Source organism: Acinetobacter sp. FY731 (assembly GCF_059515905.1).
In genome coordinates this window covers 1-20468 of record NZ_JCAKNB010000015.1, presented here as the reverse complement: position 1 = coordinate 20468, position 20468 = coordinate 1, and the positions used below count along the sequence as shown (strand labels likewise).

Here is a 20468-nt window from a genome sequence, read left to right as displayed (position 1 = left end):
AGGTGGTTATGGCAGCACTAAAAGAGCCTATGAAAATCTTTATAGTTCAGTCTCTTGCTTGCTTTGAAACCCCTCAACAAGTAGCAGACACCGTAAAACAAGAATTTAAAATAGAAATAAGTCGTCAACAGGTTGCTAGCTACGATCCAACCAAATACGTGGGGCGTAATCTTAGTAAAAAATTAAAAGATTTATTTGAGCAAACACGCAAGGCATTTCGAGAAAATGTTGAAGATATCCCAATAGCCAATAAAGCATTCCGATTACGTGAATTGCAAAAAATGTATGACGATTGGGGGCGTAATAAAGTGATGCGTCAAAATATCTTAAAACAAGCATTTCAAGAAACTGATGGTCGTGTGACGAAGCAAGAAATCACAGGTAAAGACGGTAAACCAATAGAAACTATTAATCAAAACGTGCCGACTGAAAGCTACCTTGCAGCAAGGGAGCGGGTTTTAAATGATTATTGATCCAGCACGTGAGCTTGCAATTCAGATTGAAGCACAACAAGATTTGTACTTCTTTTCACGTTATATGTTTAAAGAGCGTCGCAAGTATAAATGGATGCACAACTGGCACCATCGCACGATTTGTGATGCCTTAATGAAAGTCTATCGGGGTGAAACCAAGCGTTTAATCATTAACGTACCACCACGCTACTCTAAAACTGAATTGGCTGTAATTAATTTCATGGCATGGTGTTTTGGTAAAGCACCTGATTCTGAATTTATTCATGTTAGTTATTCAGCAACGTTAGCGGCGAATAATGCCTCACAAACACGTAATTTAGTGCTTGAGGATTCATATAAACGTGTGTTTCCCAATGTGAAACTGCGTGAAGATAGCAAAGCTAAAGATGATTGGCGCACAGTTGATGGTGGTGTCTGCTATTCACAAGGTACGGGCGGTACGATTACAGGTTTTGGTGCAGGAAAGTTGCGTGATAGTTTTGGTGGTGCAATCATCATCGATGATCCACATAAAGCAAGTGAAGCACGTTCAGACACGATTCGTAAAAGCGTGATTGAATGGTTTCAAAACACACTTGAATCTCGCACTAACTCACCAGATACACCGATCATTGTCATTATGCAGCGTCTACATGAAGAAGATCTTGCGGGATGGCTGCTTAATGGTGGCAATGGTGAGGAATGGGAACAATTAGAACTCTCTGCAATCCAACCCGATGGCACAGCATTGTGGCCTGCAAAACACACTATTGAAGATTTAAACCGAATGGAGTTGGCAGCGCCCTATGTGTTCTCAGGGCAATATCGTCAGCGACCATCACCACCAGCAGGTGGTTTTTTTAAACCCGACAATATTGAAATTGTGGATGCATTACCTGCAGATATTGTTAAACAGGTTCGCGCTTGGGATTTAGCATCCTCTGAAAACGAGGGGGATTGGACTGTTGGTGTTCGAGAAGCTAAGGGTGGTGATGGTTATACATACATTATGGATGTGCAGCGCGGTCAATTAGGTCCTGATGGTGTTGAAAAGCGAATTAAACAAACCGCAGATCTTGACGGAAAGTCGGTATCAATTCGATTACCACAAGATCCTGGTCAAGCTGGTAAGTCGCAAGCAAAGAATTTTATTACCAAATTAGCAGGTTTTATTGTTAAAGCCGAAACAGTATCGGGCGACAAGATTACACGCGCTCAACCGTTTGCAGCTCAAGTTAATGTAGGTAATGTCAAAATGTTACGTGGTGAATGGAATAAGCCATTTATTGAGGAGCTGCGAAACTTCCCAAATGGTAAACATGATGACCAAGTGGATGCGGGCAGCGATGCATTTAATGAGCTAAACGAGGCGAGAACACCTAAAAAACCTGCAGGTGCAGGATCACGAACGTATTAAGGTAATTTCATGGCAAAGTCTAAAAAAGGCAAAGCGTCTAAGGCTTTGTCTAATGGTAGTTTATATACGCAAGAAGCTGTATCCAGTGTGTTCTCTTATCTGTCAAAATTTCCTGATAATGATGAAGTTTTGCGTAAAGCTGGAGTTGCACGTCATCGACTTAAAGTATTGTTAGAAGATGATGAGATTGGTCAAGCGGCAGAAACGCGACAAGATGCATTGCTAGCAACGCCCTACCGAATTGAACCAAGTGACACACTACAAGCTGAATTATTAAAACTTGAGCTTGATGAATGGTTTTATGAAATCGCTACGGCTGCACACAATGCTTTGTTTCAAGGCTACTCAGTGCAAGAAGCTGTATATCAACAAAACGATACATATATTGGTTTGCAATGGATTGGTGAAAAGCCAATGCAGTGGTTTGAGCCTAAAAACGATGGGCGCTTAATTCTGCGTTCAGATGGTGCGGGGGTTGAAAAGGTTGTTGATCAACATGTGAAGTTCTTTCTCACTCGACGTAAGGCTACATATGAGCAGCCATATGGAAAAGCATTACTGTCATCTTTGTATTGGTTGCACTTCTTTAAGCAGAATGGATTTAAGTTTTGGGCTAAGTTTTTAGAGCGTTTTGGCACACCTATTTTATTAGGTAAATGCAAAAACACAGAAACACAAGATATGAGTACCGCTTTATTAAATGCTCACTCACAATCAGTGCTTGCGATTGATGTTGAAGATGATGTGCAAGTCTTGGCGAATGGTTCAGGTAACGCTGGCGCATCATTTGAAATATTTGATACAACTATTAAGCGTCAAATCCAAAAGCTAATATTAGGGCAAACATTAACATCGGGAACTGATGGCACAGGGAGTCGTGCACTAGGTGAGGTTCACGAAAATGTCAGAAAAGATAAACTTAAATCTGATATTCGCTTAGTCACACCTACGGTTCAGGCTGTTGTAAATGCGCTTTGTGATATCAATGGATGGGAACGCCATAAAATCATTATTGGTGAAGAGCAAAAGACACTAAATAAAGAGCAGGCAGACCGTGATTCGGTATTGTCGCGTGATTTAGGTGTTGAGTTCACACCTGAATATATAAGCAAAGCTTATGGTTTTGAAGATGGTGATATTGCTGGCATTAAGCCAAAAAATGAACCAAACCAATTCACAGCATTACCCAAAACAGCCTTTTCATTCAAAGCTTCATCTAAACAACTTAGCGCTTCACAGCAAGAAGTTGAAGAATTGACAGATGCTCAAGATTTAGAATTATTAAATCAAGATCAGATCAAGGAATTGGTGGCTAAATCTGATAGTCCTGAAAGTTTAGCTTTTAATCTTATGCAATTAATACCTGGTGTGAGTGAATCACAATTTAAAGCGAACTTAGATCAGGCGTTATATGCAGGTGATGTGTTGGGGTATGTGACAGCACAAAAGGGTGAATAAATGCAACCAGTCACCTTTCTTGAGGCACTAAATTACGCTAAACAGCGAAAAATATTACTGCCTGATGATTTCTATACGCTTGACTTGAAAACTCGCCAAATGGCAACAACGGTGAGTTTTTTGTCGAGTTTAGAGCAGATTCAAACAGTTATTAATGGTGTAAATAAAACGCTTGCGAATGGTGGTACTTTTAAAGATTTTCAAAAGTTAATTGCTGAATCCGAAATCATTCTACCTAAGCATTATTTAGATAATGTTTTTCGCACTAATATTCAAAATGCATACGGTCATGGTCGCTGGCAACAACAACAGAAAAATAAGGATAAACGACCTTATTTGATGTATTCCTCTATTGAGGATAGTCGAACAAGACCAAGCCATTTAGCATTAAACAAGATCATTAGACACATTGACGATCCATTTTGGTTGACGCATTACCCACCATTAGGGTTTCGTTGTCGTTGTACAGTGATCGCATTAACCGAAAAAGAGGCGATGCGTTTAGGCATTACATCTGATGATAAATTACCTCAAATTGCTGAAGAATTAGGTTGGAGCTCACATCCAGTAAACTTTGGTGATTTATCTAATTTGGTTGATAAAAAGATTCTTGAATCAGGTTTAGATTCTGAATTTTTAATCGAGCAAAAAAATGTAATTCAAGCAGAGTGGACGGCATCCAAAAAGCTAACAAGCTTATTTGCGCCAATGGATGATAAGAGTCGCGATCTATTTAATACGATTGCAGACACTGTGATCCCACTGGATCCAAATATACGTCCAAGTGCGATTAAAACCTTGTTGAACTATGTTCAAGGTAATGATGGTGCAATTACAAATTATCTAAATAGCGCAGGCACTTCGTTAGCAGATGATGTCCTTAAACGATGGCTTAAAAACGATTTAGCTGTGATTGAGAGTGTTGCTAAAAATACAGCACCAATCATTGTTGGTTCTACAACAGTTCAGCAGATTGCTACATACCAAGTCGGGCAAACAATTACATCTAATTCGCCATTTCTAATGGTGAATTCAGGTGGTGACATCACAATCCATATCTTAAATGCAGATGGGTTGGGTATTGATTTGTCAAAGTTAGGTTTAAATGATGGTGTATTAATACCTATTGGTTTGTCATTTGAAGTGGTTTCGATTGAAGCATTGGAAGGCAAGATGGTTTACACGCTAAAAGCACTAGTAAATTAATTTGAGAAAATTCAACTTAAGCACCTTCGGGTGCTTTTTTATTGGAGCATGAAAAATGCCTGAACAAAATCAGGAGCATTTACGCTGTCAGTTCACGGCTGTGAATGTTCCGATCACAACAACAGAAGATAGTGAAAAGAAGCGTCGAACATTTGACGCTGAAGTGTATAGCGGTGGTCGCATTGACAACCATTACTACTGGGGTCGCTCAGGTGTAGTGATTGATTTAAATGGCTTGCAGCTCAAACCAAAGACTGGACTCGTTGAAGAACACTTTGGCGGTAAGCGTGTTGGTGTGGCTACTTCGTATGAAGTAACTAATAGCTTTAAAGCTAAAGGTCATTTTCTTAGTAATGCAAAAGCTAAAGAAATTGTGCAAGACATCGATGAGGAATATCCATTTCAAATGTCTTGGTGGGCTGATCCTGAATCTATTGAAGAAATTGCACCAGGTAAAACAATTGAAGTAAATGGTCAGCAGTTTACTGGTCCACTGCATGTGTTCCGAAATGTACGAGTACATGAAATCACAATTTGTGGTGTGGGTGCAGATACTCAAACCACAATCGAAGCCTTTTCAGGCAAATCACAACCCAAACATGAGGACACAAACGTGACCGAATTAGAAAAAGCTCAAGCTGAAATTGAAGCTTTAAAAGCTAAAAATTCACAGCTTGAAGAAGATGCAAAGAAATTCGCTGCTGCAAAACGTGAAGCGGAAATCACTGCGCTAGGTAAAGATCTAGGCAAAGAGTTTAGTGCTGAAGATATTACCGAAATGAAGAACCTTGATGATGTTGCTTTTGCATTCTCTGCTAAGCAATTACGTCAATTTGCTTCCAAGCCTCAAGAACAGCAAAAGCAGGGTTTACCAAGCTTTATGACTCAACATCAAGCTGGTGGTAATCAAGAACAACAATTTGGTGGTGGTTCTCAAGGTTCTGCGCTAGATCAAGCATTTAACAAATTCGCAGCTTCTCAGGAGCAAAAATAATGGGGACAATCACTCCGACTATTACTACTAACCAATTAGTGGTTGGTGATGGCGTTCGTACGGAAAATGCCAAAGTTAAAACAGCGACCGTATATAAACGTGGTGACTTGCTGAATGTAGGCGCAAATAATGTTGCGGATCATCCAATCGTAACTGAAAGTGTGATTGGAGCATGGAATGCCATTGCAGTTGCTGATTTCACAGCGGAACAAGCTACCTATCATGCAACAAATGGACTAGAAATGCCGATCTACGTGCAAGGTCCATTTGATATTGCTGTGGTGACAGTAAAAGGTACAGCACTAACAACTGGCCAATATGATGCAGTTCGTGCACAAGCATTGGTCAATAAAATCGAACTTCGCAAAGTAGTGGGGAATTAATACATGAGTCAGGAATTTATATTTCAAAATGCACCAGTAGAACTGCTGGATGTTCCGCAGTTGGTATTGCTAACTGATACCACTCAAAAGGTGGACACATGGTTAATGGATCGCTTTTTCCCGCAACGTGTCTCTTACACTAAAAAAGAAGTACCGGTGGGTGAGTTAAACACAGCTACTCCATTAGCACCATTTGTCACACCAACAGCTGCTGGTCGTCAAATTAAAGTAGGTGAGTCTGGTAACGTGAAATTCGTTAAGCCAGCATATTTAAAGCCCATGATGACAGTTTTGCCTAGTGAGGTGCAAAACACTGCGTTGATTAGTCAGTTACGTAAATTTGGTGTTATTGCTACAGGTTCAAAACGTTTAAGTGATGCCGACCTGCTTTTAATAGATCAGGCACAAAAAGCATTATATCTTCGCCAGTCAATTGAAAACCGAAAGTTGTTGATTGCTCGGGATGTGTTGCTTTATGGTAAGACTACATTCGCCTCAGCAGACTTTCCTATGTATGAGGTGGATTATGAGCGTAATCCTGCGTGCAATTTCGCCCCATTGGTTAAATGGGGGCAAACTAGTGCAACACCTGTTAAAGATATTCAAGCAATGATTGATTTATCTATTGAGCACTCGGGTACCTCTCCTACGATGGCCTTAACTACATCTAAAGTGTACAACACACTTATTAAAGATCCTGAATTCAAAGAAAAATTTATTGCACCATATGCGGGTGTTAGTGTTCCGCTCACTCCAACCTTTGATCAGGCTGATAAACCTCAGTTCCGGGGAACTGTAGATAATATCGAAATTTGGACTTACGACGTTCAGCACAGTATTGGTGGTGGCTCACCAGAGCGTTTTATTCCTGAAGACTTCTTCGGCTTAATCTCTGATGCTAATGGTTGGATCGCGCATTGTGCTATTCAAAATGTAGAAGCTTTTGGTCAAGCGCTTGAATTCTATTTAAGTCAATGGCAGGAAAAAAACCCTTCAAGTATTCAATTGCTTGCTGAATCTTCACCACTCGCAATTCCAAACAACAAGAATGGTCTTGTTGGTGGTCGTGGGTTTGTATAAGGAATAAAATATGCCAAAGTACATCGCAAAACAGTCCCTTGGTCACTACCGACCAGGGCAAGAAGTTAAAGGGCTTGAGGAAAAACATCTTCAAGCCCTTTTAGCATCTGGTGCTATTAAGGAAGCTAAAGAGCCTCAGGAACAAGAGTCTGATAACACGGTTGCTGAATTAGCCAGCCTTGCTGCAGAAGTGGCTGAGCTTAAGGCAAATGAAGTAATCCTTATGGCTGGCAAAGAGCAGGCTGATAAAGAAGTGGCTGAGCTGAAAGGTAAAGTTGGAGCCTTGGAGAAATCACTAGCCACATCTGAGGCTAATCTGAAAAAGGCGACCGCTGAAGCCAAGAAAGCTACAGCCGAAACCAAATAGGTGACTCATGTACGCAACCGAAGCTGATCTAGAAAAGCGTTTTGGGAAGCGACAACTTGATGAACTTAAAACGATGCACATTGAATATATGGATGACGGTGAAACACCTAAACCCATAGATGCGGTGAATGTGGCATTGCAAGATGCTACTGAGGAAATCAACGGCTACATTGGTGGTCGTTACTCCTTACCTTTACCGAATGTACCATCGAATTTAAACCGTATAGCGTGTGATATTGCGCGCTATCGCCTTTACTTTGAACAACCAACTGAGCATGTAACTAAGCTTTATGATGATGCTATCGCCTTTTTGAAGCGTGTGCAGGATAAGAAAGCTGATTTGCAAATCATTGACCAAGAAAGTAAAGAGATCGTCAATGAGCAACCACAAAACAAACCTTCCACTGTGCCCATTGGTACCACTTATACAGGCGGTGTTTTTGGTGATTCTACTTTGAATAAAATGCCAAGTATGTGAGGTGATACGTGTCGGGTGCAATGATTGAAATTCGTGCCGATGGTGAATCTGCAATTGCTAAAGCCTTGAGTCTTTATGCTGATGTTGAGAAGCGTCAGCAAAGGCTCTATCAGCGCATGGGTGCCACTTTGGTGGAGAACATCCCTGATCGCTGGTCACGTGGTGAAGGCTTAAATGGTCAATGGCCGTTATCAGTTCGCGTCATGCGTCAAGGCGGTACAACACTTCGCGATACATCACGCTTAATGAACTCTGTCACAAGTAACACAACCAGTAATGGTTTTGAAGTTGGTACGGATGTCGAATATGGCGCAATCCATCATTTTGGTGGTGAAATCAAACATGAAGCTCGTCAAAGTACGGTTTACTTCCGACAGAATCAAAAGACTGGTGTGGTCGGTAATCGCTTTGTACGTGCGACACGTTCTAATTTTGCACAAGATGTAAGTGTTGGTGCTTACACTGTAAAAATCCCCGCACGTGCTTGGTTGGGCTTAACTGAAAGTGATGAACAAGAGCTACTTGAAATCACTGAGGACGAATTTAATGAGTGATTCAAATCTTTATGCCGTCCGTGATGAAATCGTGGAACGTCTTGAACAATTTGCGAAGGAGTGGGGTGTAAAGAAGATATACACGCCTAAAAATTTAGGTGTGACAACTGAGCTATCCCAAATTACCCCCAACATCCAAGTAAATTTTCGCCGTACTAAAAGTGCAGGAGTGGTAAGCAAAGGCGATGCACTAAAACTGAAAGTGGTCTGGGAGGTGACGGCTTGTTGTAAGCATGCAGCATCACAGGTGACTGATGGTTCTAAAGCATTCGATATGGCTGGTGATCTAACAATTAAGATTATTAAAAAACTGAGTGGATGGGAACCTGAGTCGAGTGCTGAACCGTTGATTTACGTAAATACAGAAGAAGACATATCGAAAAGCTGTGTTTATTCAACAGTGGTTCTAGAGTCTGAGCTATTCATTCAAACCGAACCCGATTAAGGAACCTTATGAAAAAACAATACAAAGCACTCGAACCAATAGGTCCTTGGAAAAAGGGTGACGTTATTGGTGATCTATCAAAAGATCAAATCACAAAATTTCTTGCTGAAAAAAAGATTGAAGAAATCAAGATGACAGCAAAACCCAAAACAGCCACCAAAGAGGTAATTAAGAATGGCTAAAAAGTATATTTCATTACGTGGCAAATTCTCACTTGCACCTATTGTGAATGGTGTTGTTGGTGCAATGCGAGAGCTTGGTAACGTACCTGATTTTACGCTAGAAATCACAGCGGATAAAATCGAACACACGGAATCAATGTCGGGTGATGATACGACTGATTTAGTACTATACAACACGACAGCCGTTGCATTTAGTGGAACGCTTGAGCAAATTGACAAAGATAATTTAGCGTATATTTTGTCAGGTAAAAATGTAGAAGTAGCAACAAAAACAGTCGCTGATCACGACTTGGGTGCTGTAACGAAAGGGCAAAAAATTAAGCTTGAAGGCTTTAATTTAAAAACCCCAACAGTTACAGATGGTGAAACTACTCCAGTTACTATTGATTCATCTAAATACAAATTAGATGCGACTTACGGCACTATTGAATTCCTTGATGACTTGCCTAAAGTGGTTGTTGGTTATGCAACAGGTGCTGTAACACATACAACAATCGCTTCTGATTTTGGTCAAGAATACGCTTTATTCTTTGAAGGTATTGATAAGATCAGCAAAGATAAAGTGTTCTTGGCGTTGCATCGTACGATTAAGTCTCCAGACTCTACATTTGGTTTAATCCATGAAGAATTTGGTTCTTATGAAATTAGTGGTGATGCACTTGGTGATTTAACTAAAGATAAAGATGGTGCTTTAGGTCTTTACGGTTACTTCACACAAATTCCACAGGCAGCTTAAACCGAATAGGCACAAGGAACTTCACAGGATGCATATGCATCTTTTTTTTGTGCCTATTTTTTAGAGATTTTATTATGAATGATTTTTTCTTGGCTTCAGGTCGAAGTATTTCAATTGATGAAAAAAGTATTCACCAATTTAAAATGCATAATTTTGATGAGTGGGCTTCACTTACAAAACCATTAAAAGACTTAAAAAAACATAAAGATTATTCAAGTGAAATTTTAAAGAAATACATTGAAGAGAATACTTCTGATGTAGCGAAATTGATTGCTTTTGCTTTTGATGTTTCTGTAGAGGAATTTATCAAAATTAAAGATGAACATAGCTTAGATTTAGCAACACTCGTTGAGTTAATTACCGTGGTAAATTCCGCTTATTTTGAAGAAAAAGAGCAAAAGGCTAGAGATGATGTTGATCCACGAATTAAAACCACATGGTTTGATTCTTTCCAGTTGTTGATTTCAAACGGTCATACAAATACTGAAATTATGAATATGACGTATGGTGCCTTCATAAATTACCTAAAAGCAGCTCAGAAGGCAGAGCGAAGAAATCTAAGCAGTATGGCGGGTATATTCAGAGCAGCTCAACATGCAAATAAGAGAGGTTTTGATAAGCTTATTAGTGATCTAAAGAAATAGCTGCATTGATCAGTTGATAAACATCGAATAAGATCAATTAATCATATAAAGGGTTAATTAAAATGAAAAAGCTTATTCTTGGGGTTTTACTAGTTTCAACATCTGTTTTTGCTAATGCAAATATTTCAAATGCAAGTATTAATGGTGAGCGTGTTCGTACAGGTGATACATATGCCGAAGTAGCTTCTAAATTAGGACAGCCTGCAACAACATACGATTATGTTAAAACCGTGAATGGTAAAGTGGTATCTGTGCGTGAAGTAAGCTACCAAAGTGGAAGTAAGACATATACGATTACCATTGAAAACGGCAAGGTTGCTAAGATTGAGAGTGGGCGTTGAGGTGGAGTTGAGAGATAGGCTGGTTGAAGAAAGTAGAAGAGCTCACTCTAATTGGTTTGGTAAATTCAGTCAAAGCGATATTGAGTTGCTGTCATCAATTGGACTAAGTTGTGGTGCCAATCATAATTTCTTTAAACAAGAAATTCTCAATATTTTTGATGCATTACGAAACAGAAAGTTAAAAAAAATCCCTAGGCTCTATCATCGTTTTGTGAATAGGTATCTGGAATTAGTTCCGGAGCATATAAAGATTCAGGTTGACAGGAGATTGCTTGAAGAGGACCAGTATTACAGCGCATGGTTCTTTAATAGGCAAATGTTTATTTTTGATTATTTGGTCGCCAAGGATAATTCTAATAATGTCTCCAACAGACTCTCTTATTTACTTTGGGCACCATTGATAGATATTCATGCACCTGAAGATTGTTATCAATTTCAAAATAAAGTTTTTCATGTGCGTGATTTAGAGTTTGAGAAGCTTGCGATAGAGCACTGGAAGCAACCTCGCAGAGGGTGTCGTTGCTCACTTATAAGCACTAACAAGCCTAAAAAAGGAAATGTGTGTTAATAAAATCTATTAGATAGTAAGTGGTTATAATTTTTAAAGTCGTTGATTGGGTATCTTGCATTAAGTACTATGTTGGAGATTTTTATAAGATATAAGAGGGTTGTATGGGTAGTTATATTGAAGAAAACTTAGCTAGAGATGAACAGATAATTATTAAAGCCCAAGTTACTTGGTTGTCTCAGTTTTGGTATTTATTTTTTGGTGCACTATTTATTCTTTCAGGTATTGGACAGAAAGGAGCATTTGGACCAATACTTATTGGGCTAATTTTAATAGCTATAGCAGCTATTCATGTGTTGACAACTGAGCTAGCTCTCACTAATCGACGAATAATTGCCAAGTCTGGATTAATTCGAAGAAATACTATTGAGCTTAAAGTAAACCGGGTTGAGAGCTTAGGGGTTGATCAAGGTATTCTTGGTAGAATTCTTAATTTTGGCTCTGTTGTTGTAAAAGGTACTGGTGGCTCGCATGCGCCAATTCCTTACATTGCACGTCCAATGGAATTTAGACAGCAAGTAAATAATTTTCTTGATGAGTTGGATGATCAAGACAAGAATAAATCTTAACAAAAAAACCACCTTTTGGTGGTTTTTTAATACCTGAATTTTAACCCGCCATTGAGCGGGTTTTTTATTGCGAGCAAGAAAGATGAGCGGAAAAAATTTAACCTTTAAACTTGTAATGGAAGGCGATAATAAAAGCCTTGTTACTTCCGCAAAACAATCTCAAGAAGTTGTAAGTAAGGTTTTTGAAACAATTAAACAAGAGGCTAATGCTTTACGTGATACTACAGATAAAGCATCTGAAGGTTTAAAAAGTTTAGTCACACCTGAAACAACAAAACTCGCAAAAGCACTAACAGACAACCTAGGTAATGCAACAAGCATTATCAAAGGTGCTGGCACTCAAGCACAGTCTACAGCTAAAAACTTCACTGAATTTGGTAAGAAATCAGAGCAAGCGCTAGGTCTTCTTATTTCAGATTTGGGTGAAGCTAAAAAGAAACTCGAAGCATTCTCAAAAACAAATGCATCACCAGCTCAAATTCAAGCTGCTCAAACTGAAGTAGATAATTTAGAAAAGCAGGTCACAGAAGCAGGTGCGGCATTTTATGACTTCAATCAGATTGTTGGTAAAGCTAATACAAAATTAAAAGAAACAGATAGTGCAGCACAAACCGCGCAAAAAGGACTTAATTCAGCTAAGTTTGCAGCAAAAACGCTTGTTGGTGCTATGGCTACACTCGGTATGGGCTTGGGTATACGTGAACTAGCACAAACTGCCGACACGTACACCAATCTCTCAGCACGAATAAATATTGCTACAAGAGAAGGTGGTGATTTCACCTCTGCAATGGCTGGTGTCCATCAGGTTGCATTGATGACGAACTCAAGCCTTGATGCGACAGGAAGCTTGTTTACCCGTCTAAATACTGTTGGTAAAGAAATGGGCATGACGCAGCAACAAGCGTTAAACCTAACAAAAACTGTTACACAGGCAATTCAGATTGGTGGGGGCTCAGCTCAAGCTAGTGAGGCAGCAATTACGCAATTCATTCAAGCCATGCAAGGTGGAGTTCTTCGTGGTGAAGAATTCAACTCCATTATGGAGAATGGCTATGGTGTTGCTGAGGCTTTAGCACGTGGTTTAGGTGTAACCACAGGCGAGCTTCGCAAAATGGCTGAGAATGGCGAACTTTCAGCAGAGCGTGTTGTTAAAGCATTACAATCACAATCCATTGAGGTGCAAAAAACTTACGACCAATTCCCAACAACGATATCAAATGCACTGCAACGTATCTCCACTAGTTGGGAAATCCTCATTGGTAGAATGGATCAGTCAAATGATGCAAGCGCTACAGTTGCGGAATGGCTGCTAACAATTGCAGACAATATTGATACTGTCGAAGTCTTACTCAATGATATGGGTGAAGGGTTTGTATGGGTTGGTGATCAACTTAAACGAATTGATCCACAAACCATTGAGGCTCTAAAAACCGCTTTAGTTTCTACATATGAAACACTTAAGACGGTGGTTTCAACGCTTGGTAATAGTGTTGAGATAACAATTGATCAGCTTAATTCAATACTTGGAAATATATTTAATTTTAATAGTGGAATTGATACCGCTCAAGATAAAACCAATGGATTTACAAAGCTACTCCAAGCGCTCAACGTTGCGCTCGGATTTATTGGTGACGGTTTTAATGCAATTGGAATAATTGCCAACCTTTTAACAGGTGTTTTTTACGATGTAGCCGCAGCTTGGCAGAACTTCAAGTCAAAATTCACATGGGGTGACACCAAGACTGAAATCATTGCAGAAATGAATGCAATGGCGGAAAAGGCACAGGAGTATTACAACAAAGCCTCAAATGGTGCGATGGATTTTAAATCCAAAGGCATTGAGGCAATCCAAGAAATCAGTAAAACTGAACAGCAAAAAAATGCCGAGTCAGTTGCATCATCAAAAGAAAAACTTGATGCATTGTTGGTGCATCAGCAAGCGGAAGCTGATAGCAAGAAAGTCACTGAGGATGAAAAACTAAAAGCAGTTCAAGCTTATGCAGAAGCAGCTATTGCAGCCAATAAAGGCGCAATGGATGGTGTGATGCAAGCTGATCTAATGACGAAGGGCTATATCGTCACAATGGATCAAGCTGGAAAGGTTTCGGTTGAGGCTTGGCAGAAAAATTCTCAAGTTGTAGATGAGTCGGCATTAAAGTTAGAAAACGCTCGAAAGGGCGCAGTTGCTCTTGGTGTTGATTTAGATAACGCCCTCAACAAAACATCCGAAAAATTTAATGCCAGTAAAGTTCATTTGGATGGATTTGCAAACGGACTTAAAGAGTTAGGTTTGGAGGGGGAGCAAGCCACAAACGCTTTGTACCTTGGTTGGGAAAAGTGGTTACTCACAGCAAAAAACCAAGCAGAAATTGATGCAGCTAAAGCAAAACTTCAATTATTTGGCGAGCAAGGTAAGTTATCAACCTCTCAAGTTGAAATGGGTTTACAAGCTGTCAAGCGTGTTACTCAAGAGCTACCAGATAGTATTTCGCCTGTTGAGGCAGCATTTGAGCGACTTGGCATTAAAACAAAAGAGCAGCTCAAGCTTGCTGCGGATTTAGCTCTAAATGATCTTGAAACAATCATGAAAAGTGGGGAAGCAACTCAGGAAGGCTTACAAAAAGCTTATGAGGAGACAATTCGATTGGCTTATGCTTCGGGTGATGCACAAGTTATTGCTGCTGCAAATGCTAAGGCTGCCTATCTTGGGCTTGAGGTTCAAGTTGATAAAGCTGGCAAAGCTACGGTTGCAACATTAGGGCAGATTCAGGAAGCAAAACAAGCTGTACAACAAAGTGTTCAGCAAGTATCCAAAACGGAATCTACAAGTAGCTCAAACAGCAAACATCAAGAAGAGGACTACTGGACTGCATTCAAAGCTGAGCAGAAAGCAGAAGTCGAGAGACGAAATGCATTAGCAAATTCAGCTCAACGCATCAACCCAACAACAACCAATGTGGCGAGTGAGATAAATAACCCTGTTGTAGCTGAATTAGCACCGTTAATCACTACAGCATTTTCTACTCAAGCAACCGAAAACATTCAGCCGAAAGAGACTAAGCGTCTTGAGTTGGCAGTTGGTGATCAAACGGCTGAACTGGAAGGAACGCCTCAGAATGTGGATTTAGTAGATCAGCTACTTAGTAAACTTGAGCGAGATCAAAAGAGAAGATAATGAAACTAACTCGTAAAGCAACAGGTGAAACCGTCACACTAGATGACGGTTTTTTTTGGTCTGATGAAGACTGGAGCCCTGTTAAGCAAACAAATGATTATGCAACAAATGGGGCTTTAATTGCTCAGGTTGGAATAAAACAAACAGGGCGACCAATCACACTGGGGTCGGCAAATCCATCGAAAGGCTGGATTAAATTGCGAGATTTAAGGCAGCTTCGGGAGTGGCAAGCACTCATTGAAGAGGAATTTTTGCTTGAGTTTGAAAAGCCAGATGTTCGTGCTTTCAATGTGATTTTTAACAATGATGGTAGCGCCCTAGAAAGCAGTCCAATTAAAAAATCCCCGGCAACATCATTAGATGATTATTTCAATGTAACCATGCGTTTTATGGAGTTAGAGAATGCCGATTGAAACAAGCAACCTAGTTTTCTATGAATCTGAACGCAAAACAGATAATTCAGACGGTGGCGGTAAATACTCAGGCAAAGTTGTCCAGGATGGTGTGAGCAACAATTTATTTGATGATATTACGGAATTAGACCGCACGGCTGGTGATGTATCGATTCGTAAAGTTTTTGCTGCAGTTACAACAAATGATACAGACAAGTTAATGGGTGCTACGGTTTTTGTATCTAAGAATCCACAAGATCCAAATGTGTCTTCACTCCTTTTTAGTACAAGTTCATATACGGACCAGCGCAATGCAGCAAAAGATCGTATTGAAAACTATTTAGGTAAAGGGGCTTTAGTAACAGGTACACCATTAGATATGCACTATCAAGGTATGAAGACCTTGCAAGTGGCAATGTTCCCAACTGATGCTGAAAATGCGATTGGGCAAACAATTGTACTGATTTCCAATGAGGGAAAAGCCAATCAAGTAATGCAATATGTTCGTATTACTGAAGTATCTACTCGTGAAGCAACAATGGTAATAGACGACAAGCTCATCCTATACAAAATCGCAACATATACACTTAATAATACACTGAGTATTGATTATGTTGGTATTAGTGCTCAGCAGTGGTATTTAGGTCAAAAATCAACAACCATTATTCGAGATACAATCAATGCTGACACTGGTAAGTATTATTCAAGTGTTGATTTAAAAAGTGATGTTGAGGTTGGCTCTTATATTGTTAATGCAACCAATATTTTTAGTCAAATTGTGCCGTCAGCACAATCAGAAACACCATTGATTGATATTAATGCAGCAGGAGACGCAATCGCACTCGTACCATCTGCGAGTGGTCAAATTACCAAAACTTTTAGCAATGTGGCGATCAGTACAATTCAAGCGCTTTATATTGGGTCTTCAATACTTCCAAAGAGTGTTGAATTCACCTTATTTGGCTCTGCGATTACTGATGTTGGTGGTGAGTTAAAAAATGCAAATAACTTAGTTATCGGCACAATTGATTACCAAAATGGTCAAATTCAGTGGAATGCAAATGCTGGTACAGGCACACAAAACATCACCATTAAATTCACACCAGCAGGGAAATCGACATCACCAGTTGAATCAGAAATGATTTTAGTGACTTCTGAAAACAACTCATACAATTGGATTAGAAATATTATTCCACTACCAACACCGGGTTCTTTACAGGTGTCTTACATGGCTCAAGATCGTGTTTACACTTTAAAAGATAATGGCGCAGGGCAATTAAAAGGTACTGATTCCGCATTTGGCGTAGGTACAATTAACTACTCAAATGGAACAATGAGCTTAACTGTTGGTGCTTTGCCAGATGTAGGGAGTGTGATTTTAATCACTTGGGGTAATCAAAACTCATCACAAGAGCGATCAGGGCTTGCGGTTGCAAAACCTTATGTAGAAATCCCTGTAAATGATTCGATTGTGGCAGGTACGTTAACTGTTACATGGCTGCTAAATGGTGTAACTAAAACTGCCACTGATAATGGTCTTGGTGTGTTCACTGGTGATGCCACAGGCACAATAGATTATGCCGAGGGTATTGCGAAATTAGCACCAAATTTACTTCCAAATGGCGGTACAACATTTAATGTTGACGCTCAAAAAGGCGGTAAATTATCAACTGTGGTTACAGGTATCCCAAGTGGTGGCACAGTGACAGTTAGTCTTGATTCTATCACTACAGCGCTTGCACCAAACTCCGTAAAGGTTCGTGTGCCTGTTCGCTCTGCGGATGGTTCACACAGTGGTGAGATTGAGTTGTACGATAGACGAATTAATGATTCGTTAGGACGAATGGTTAATAGCGTAGGGCAACAACAAGGCTCGATTGATTATGTAAGTAAAACAATCACTATTACACCAACTACAACAGCTCAATTTATTGATCAGGTTGAAGTGGCAACCAGAGAAAGTATTTATCGCGTTTCAGGATCAATGGGTGGGTCAATTAATGTATATCAAGACGTTAAAAAGCTCGAAAAGAAAGCTGTTAATCACACACTAAGTTTGGCAAATGTTGTTTCATCTATTTCGGTTGCTATTTCTTATCGTGATACATCTAGTGCATCCACTTACTCGGACACAATCGTAGCAAACAGCTTAAAAACGGATTTAACCGAGGGTTTTGCGGAGCAAATTCTTTCTGAGTCTGTTCGCTTTGTTTTTGGTGGTGCTACATATATTGATCGTGTTGGTTCATTGTATCGTGACCCATCAATCACTACAGGGGCAGGCACAATTGCTGGGCAAGTTCATTACGGTGATGGAACTGTGGTGATTACAAGTTGGAATGTTGGTACCGCAAACTCAATAACACTTGAAAGCCTTGCAACTCAAGTGGGTGGTGTGAAAACTAACCAAGTGGCATTTAGAGCGCCAATTTTACCAATCCGTGCACAATCACTCACCATTTCAGCCACTAAGGTTGAGGGTGGTGTTTTAAATATTACTCCTGATGAATACGGTGTAATTGAAAACAACTCTTGTGGTGGCTTTTTTAATTTTGAGCAAGGGTATGGGCAATTTGTTTTCCGTAAAAAGATTCAAATCACTCAAGCAAACCGACCTGAAATTATGAGCCAGTCATGGTACGACCCTGCAATGGAATACACCGAGGGGGGTAGTACATGGATTCATGAACCAATCTATGTTTTGCCTGAATCAATTCGATTCTCAGCAGTTGCTTATTCATATATTCCACTGAGCGAGGATGTGATTGGTTTGTCAGCTACTCGACTCCCTTTGGATGGTCGTGTGCCAATTTTTCGATCTGGTGAGTTTATGATTATTAGCTCATCAAAATCTCAAGAGTTACCAACGCACATTGCAGGCACAACTTACGATCTTAATGATCAGCGTATTGCTTGGTGTGAATTGGTTGATAGCGAGGGGATGAAAGTGCCAACCACACTTTATGAGGTTGATTATGATCACGGTAAAGTGACTTTACGCGGTGATTTCACCTTAGGCTCGCTTGAAGCTCCTATCTTTGCAGAATATCGCTATCAGGATATGGGATTAATTCGTGATGTTCAGATTAATGGGCAACTTACTTTAACCAAGCCAATTACACACAATTACTCAATTCATGATTCGATTGTTGGTTCAGCATTGATTATTGGTGATATGCAAGCGCGTTATACAAATAAGTTTGTACAGCAGTCTCAAGGAACTTGGTCTGACTCACAAACAACAGGAAGTATTTCTGCTAATTACAACGACTCAATTTACCCAATTGAAGTTACCAACAATGGTGCAATACAAGAGCGCTGGGCAATTGTGTTTACAAGTGGATCAACATTCAGATGTGTTGGTGAATACACAGGCGAATTAACCACAACAGGTAATGTAAATGCGGACTATCAACCAATTAACCCGGTAACAGGTGTCCCATACTTTGTAATTAAAAAAGAGGGGTGGGGTGCAGGCTGGGCGAATGGCAATACATTGCGTTTCAATACTATTGCAGCCATTTATCCAATTTGGGTAATTAGAACAGTGAAGCAATCCGAACCAACAACATTGTCTGATGAATTTCAGATCATGTTACGAGGCGATATTGATCGCGTAATTAATTAGGCTGCTTCGGTAGCCTTTATTTTTTCAGGTATGAATCATGACACTTAAAAAATATTTCTCTAGCAGTAATAAAAATGCTCCACAAATCACAAATTCGATTGGGTGTTTAATTCCTGTATTGGATTATGTTTTGTGTAATGGTTCAACACCCGAAGCAGTTGCATCGATTTTTGAACATGAAGGTTTTTACACAGTAGCCACTTTACTAGCAAATGGCTATCAAGCTCATCAAACAATTAATTTCACAGGTGTAATCACTGGTGAGTACATTATTAGAGAAGTTATTGATGGGCAAAGATTTAAAGTTAAAAAGAAAATTGACGACCCTGTTTTAAACGGTGTTGTTACAAACACGACATGCAAACTAAATGCCCTGGGTTTCAATAAAGCTTTTAGTGGAACAAATAAAGCAGTTTACCAGTCATCTGATTTATCAGAAGCGTGCCGACCATATTTGCGAGTGGATGATGGCTCTGTTGAGGGTTATTCGGACTCATGGGTAAAAGCCGCAATGGTTGGAATGTTGGAGGAGTGTAGTGGAATAGATGATTTTAATTCAGGTTATGGTCATCAACCATTAGGTCTTTCGTATCAAGAAAATTGGAGTGTTTACGCCCCCGATGGGGCTAATTCTAACACCGGTAAATCAAAGGGTTATTTAAGGTGGTATTACAGCGCCTCCGCAAACCAGTCCAATAACTATTGGTATGAAAGCCAAGGTGGTGCTAGTAGTACATCTTCATGGATAATTATTGGGGATTCAAAATCATTTACACTGCTTGTGCAAAAAAGCCATTTTAGGCAAACGTGCTGGACACCATATGCTTTTGGTGTTTTAGAAGATGCGACTGAAGATGTGTATAAGGGGTTCATACTGGGCTGCACAGCAAGAACTGGTAGAGGTACAAATTACACAGAGGATGGCACACAACAACGATGGAATAGTGGCGGTGTGAGTGGAGCAGCTTTTGTTATGCGTCCATTTTCAGGTAGTCATCAAAACCATAATTCCCCATTATTGTTTTACATACCAACCAAGCAAGCTTTTATTTCGAGCTCTGGAGCATTACTTCCAGCATCGAGTAGTATCTTTCTAACACTAAAAAACTTAGCTTATGATTCTGAAGGTTTTTTGCGCGGGATTTTACCAAATATTGAAAGTCTTGGTTCAAATTACAACTCAATAGTTCACGGTGAATTAAATTCAATTCATGGTTACGAAACTAACGAACAAGATAAAATGGTTGGTTTTGTATTTGAATATGTTGAATCGCGCTCACAAACACGCATTGGGTTTGTTAATTTAGGTGAATATAATGTTTAAAGTCAGCTACTTACTGAAAAAATATTCTGTACCAAAGCAATATGTATTAATCAACCCAAGCCTGTATCAAATTAA

General features: G+C 39.7%; 21 protein-coding genes. All 21 read left to right on the top strand.

Going from position 1 to position 20468, the window contains the following annotated elements; translation table 11 throughout:
* Positions 1–8: 8 nt before the first annotated feature.
* The 21 genes from AC5YC8_RS13045 to AC5YC8_RS12945 all read left to right on the top strand — a co-directional run bounded on the left by AC5YC8_RS13045 (position 9) and on the right by AC5YC8_RS12945 (position 20393).
* Complete coding sequence (locus AC5YC8_RS13045; RefSeq protein ID WP_496164821.1) at positions 9–473, top strand: DUF2280 domain-containing protein; 465 nt, start codon at positions 9–11, stop codon at positions 471–473.
* The gene (gene terL / locus AC5YC8_RS13040) at positions 463–1869 is read left to right on the top strand and encodes a phage terminase large subunit (protein ID WP_496164820.1); all 1407 of its coding nucleotides are present in this window, start codon (positions 463–465) and stop codon (positions 1867–1869) included. Before AC5YC8_RS13045 ends, terL begins: the two co-directional genes overlap by 11 nt.
* Before the next feature lie 9 nt (positions 1870–1878).
* Positions 1879–3327, top strand: a complete 1449-nt coding sequence (locus tag AC5YC8_RS13035) for a phage portal protein family protein (protein WP_496164819.1) — start codon at positions 1879–1881, stop codon at positions 3325–3327.
* The gene (locus tag AC5YC8_RS13030) at positions 3328–4533 is read left to right on the top strand and encodes a phage head morphogenesis protein (RefSeq protein WP_496164818.1); all 1206 of its coding nucleotides are present in this window, start codon (positions 3328–3330) and stop codon (positions 4531–4533) included.
* A 55-nt stretch (positions 4534–4588) separates the two neighbouring features.
* Positions 4589–5527, top strand: coding sequence for a hypothetical protein (locus AC5YC8_RS13025; RefSeq protein WP_496164817.1), 939 nt, complete (start codon positions 4589–4591; stop codon positions 5525–5527).
* Complete coding sequence (locus AC5YC8_RS13020) at positions 5527–5910, top strand: hypothetical protein (protein WP_496164816.1); 384 nt, start codon at positions 5527–5529, stop codon at positions 5908–5910. The genes AC5YC8_RS13025 and AC5YC8_RS13020 overlap by 1 nt, the downstream gene beginning before the upstream one ends.
* 3 nt (positions 5911–5913) lie before the next feature.
* Positions 5914–6990 (top strand): major capsid protein, encoded by a 1077-nt coding sequence (locus AC5YC8_RS13015; RefSeq protein WP_496164815.1) that lies wholly within the window; start codon positions 5914–5916, stop codon positions 6988–6990.
* Between the two features lie 10 nt (positions 6991–7000).
* Positions 7001–7357 carry a hypothetical protein gene (locus tag AC5YC8_RS13010; protein ID WP_496164814.1) on the top strand — a complete coding sequence of 119 codons (357 nt, stop codon included), beginning with the start codon at positions 7001–7003 and terminating at the stop codon, positions 7355–7357.
* A 7-nt stretch (positions 7358–7364) separates the two neighbouring features.
* The gene (locus AC5YC8_RS13005; RefSeq protein ID WP_496164813.1) at positions 7365–7835 is read left to right on the top strand and encodes a gp436 family protein; all 471 of its coding nucleotides are present in this window, start codon (positions 7365–7367) and stop codon (positions 7833–7835) included.
* Positions 7836–7843: 8 nt separating this feature from the next.
* Positions 7844–8389 (top strand): phage virion morphogenesis family protein, encoded by a 546-nt coding sequence (locus tag AC5YC8_RS13000; RefSeq protein ID WP_496164812.1) that lies wholly within the window; start codon positions 7844–7846, stop codon positions 8387–8389.
* Entirely contained in the window at positions 8382–8834 is a 453-nt protein-coding gene (locus tag AC5YC8_RS12995) for a phage tail terminator protein (protein WP_496164811.1), read from the top strand. Before AC5YC8_RS13000 ends, AC5YC8_RS12995 begins: the two co-directional genes overlap by 8 nt.
* 8 nt (positions 8835–8842) lie before the next feature.
* Positions 8843–9016, top strand: a complete 174-nt coding sequence (locus AC5YC8_RS12990; protein WP_496164810.1) for a hypothetical protein — start codon at positions 8843–8845, stop codon at positions 9014–9016.
* Complete coding sequence (locus tag AC5YC8_RS12985) at positions 9009–9752, top strand: phage tail tube protein (RefSeq protein ID WP_496164809.1); 744 nt, start codon at positions 9009–9011, stop codon at positions 9750–9752. The genes AC5YC8_RS12990 and AC5YC8_RS12985 overlap by 8 nt, the downstream gene beginning before the upstream one ends.
* A gap of 74 nt (positions 9753–9826) precedes the next feature.
* On the top strand, positions 9827–10396 hold the full coding sequence (locus AC5YC8_RS12980; RefSeq protein ID WP_496164808.1) for a hypothetical protein: 570 nt from the start codon (positions 9827–9829) through the stop codon (positions 10394–10396).
* Positions 10397–10458: 62 nt separating this feature from the next.
* Positions 10459–10737 carry a DUF2845 domain-containing protein gene (locus tag AC5YC8_RS12975; RefSeq protein ID WP_496164807.1) on the top strand — a complete coding sequence of 93 codons (279 nt, stop codon included), beginning with the start codon at positions 10459–10461 and terminating at the stop codon, positions 10735–10737.
* Complete coding sequence (locus tag AC5YC8_RS12970) at positions 10727–11305, top strand: hypothetical protein (protein ID WP_496164806.1); 579 nt, start codon at positions 10727–10729, stop codon at positions 11303–11305. The genes AC5YC8_RS12975 and AC5YC8_RS12970 overlap by 11 nt, the downstream gene beginning before the upstream one ends.
* 104 nt (positions 11306–11409) lie before the next feature.
* Positions 11410–11874 (top strand): PH domain-containing protein, encoded by a 465-nt coding sequence (locus AC5YC8_RS12965; RefSeq protein WP_496164805.1) that lies wholly within the window; start codon positions 11410–11412, stop codon positions 11872–11874.
* Between the two features lie 82 nt (positions 11875–11956).
* A complete protein-coding gene (locus tag AC5YC8_RS12960; protein ID WP_496164804.1) occupies positions 11957–15049 on the top strand; it encodes a tape measure protein in 3093 nt (1030 codons plus the stop codon).
* Positions 15049–15462 carry a hypothetical protein gene (locus tag AC5YC8_RS12955; protein WP_496164803.1) on the top strand — a complete coding sequence of 138 codons (414 nt, stop codon included), beginning with the start codon at positions 15049–15051 and terminating at the stop codon, positions 15460–15462. Before AC5YC8_RS12960 ends, AC5YC8_RS12955 begins: the two co-directional genes overlap by 1 nt.
* Complete coding sequence (locus AC5YC8_RS12950; protein ID WP_496164802.1) at positions 15452–19069, top strand: hypothetical protein; 3618 nt, start codon at positions 15452–15454, stop codon at positions 19067–19069. Before AC5YC8_RS12955 ends, AC5YC8_RS12950 begins: the two co-directional genes overlap by 11 nt.
* A 37-nt stretch (positions 19070–19106) precedes the next feature.
* Complete coding sequence (locus AC5YC8_RS12945; protein ID WP_496164801.1) at positions 19107–20393, top strand: hypothetical protein; 1287 nt, start codon at positions 19107–19109, stop codon at positions 20391–20393.
* Positions 20394–20468: the final 75 nt, after the last annotated feature.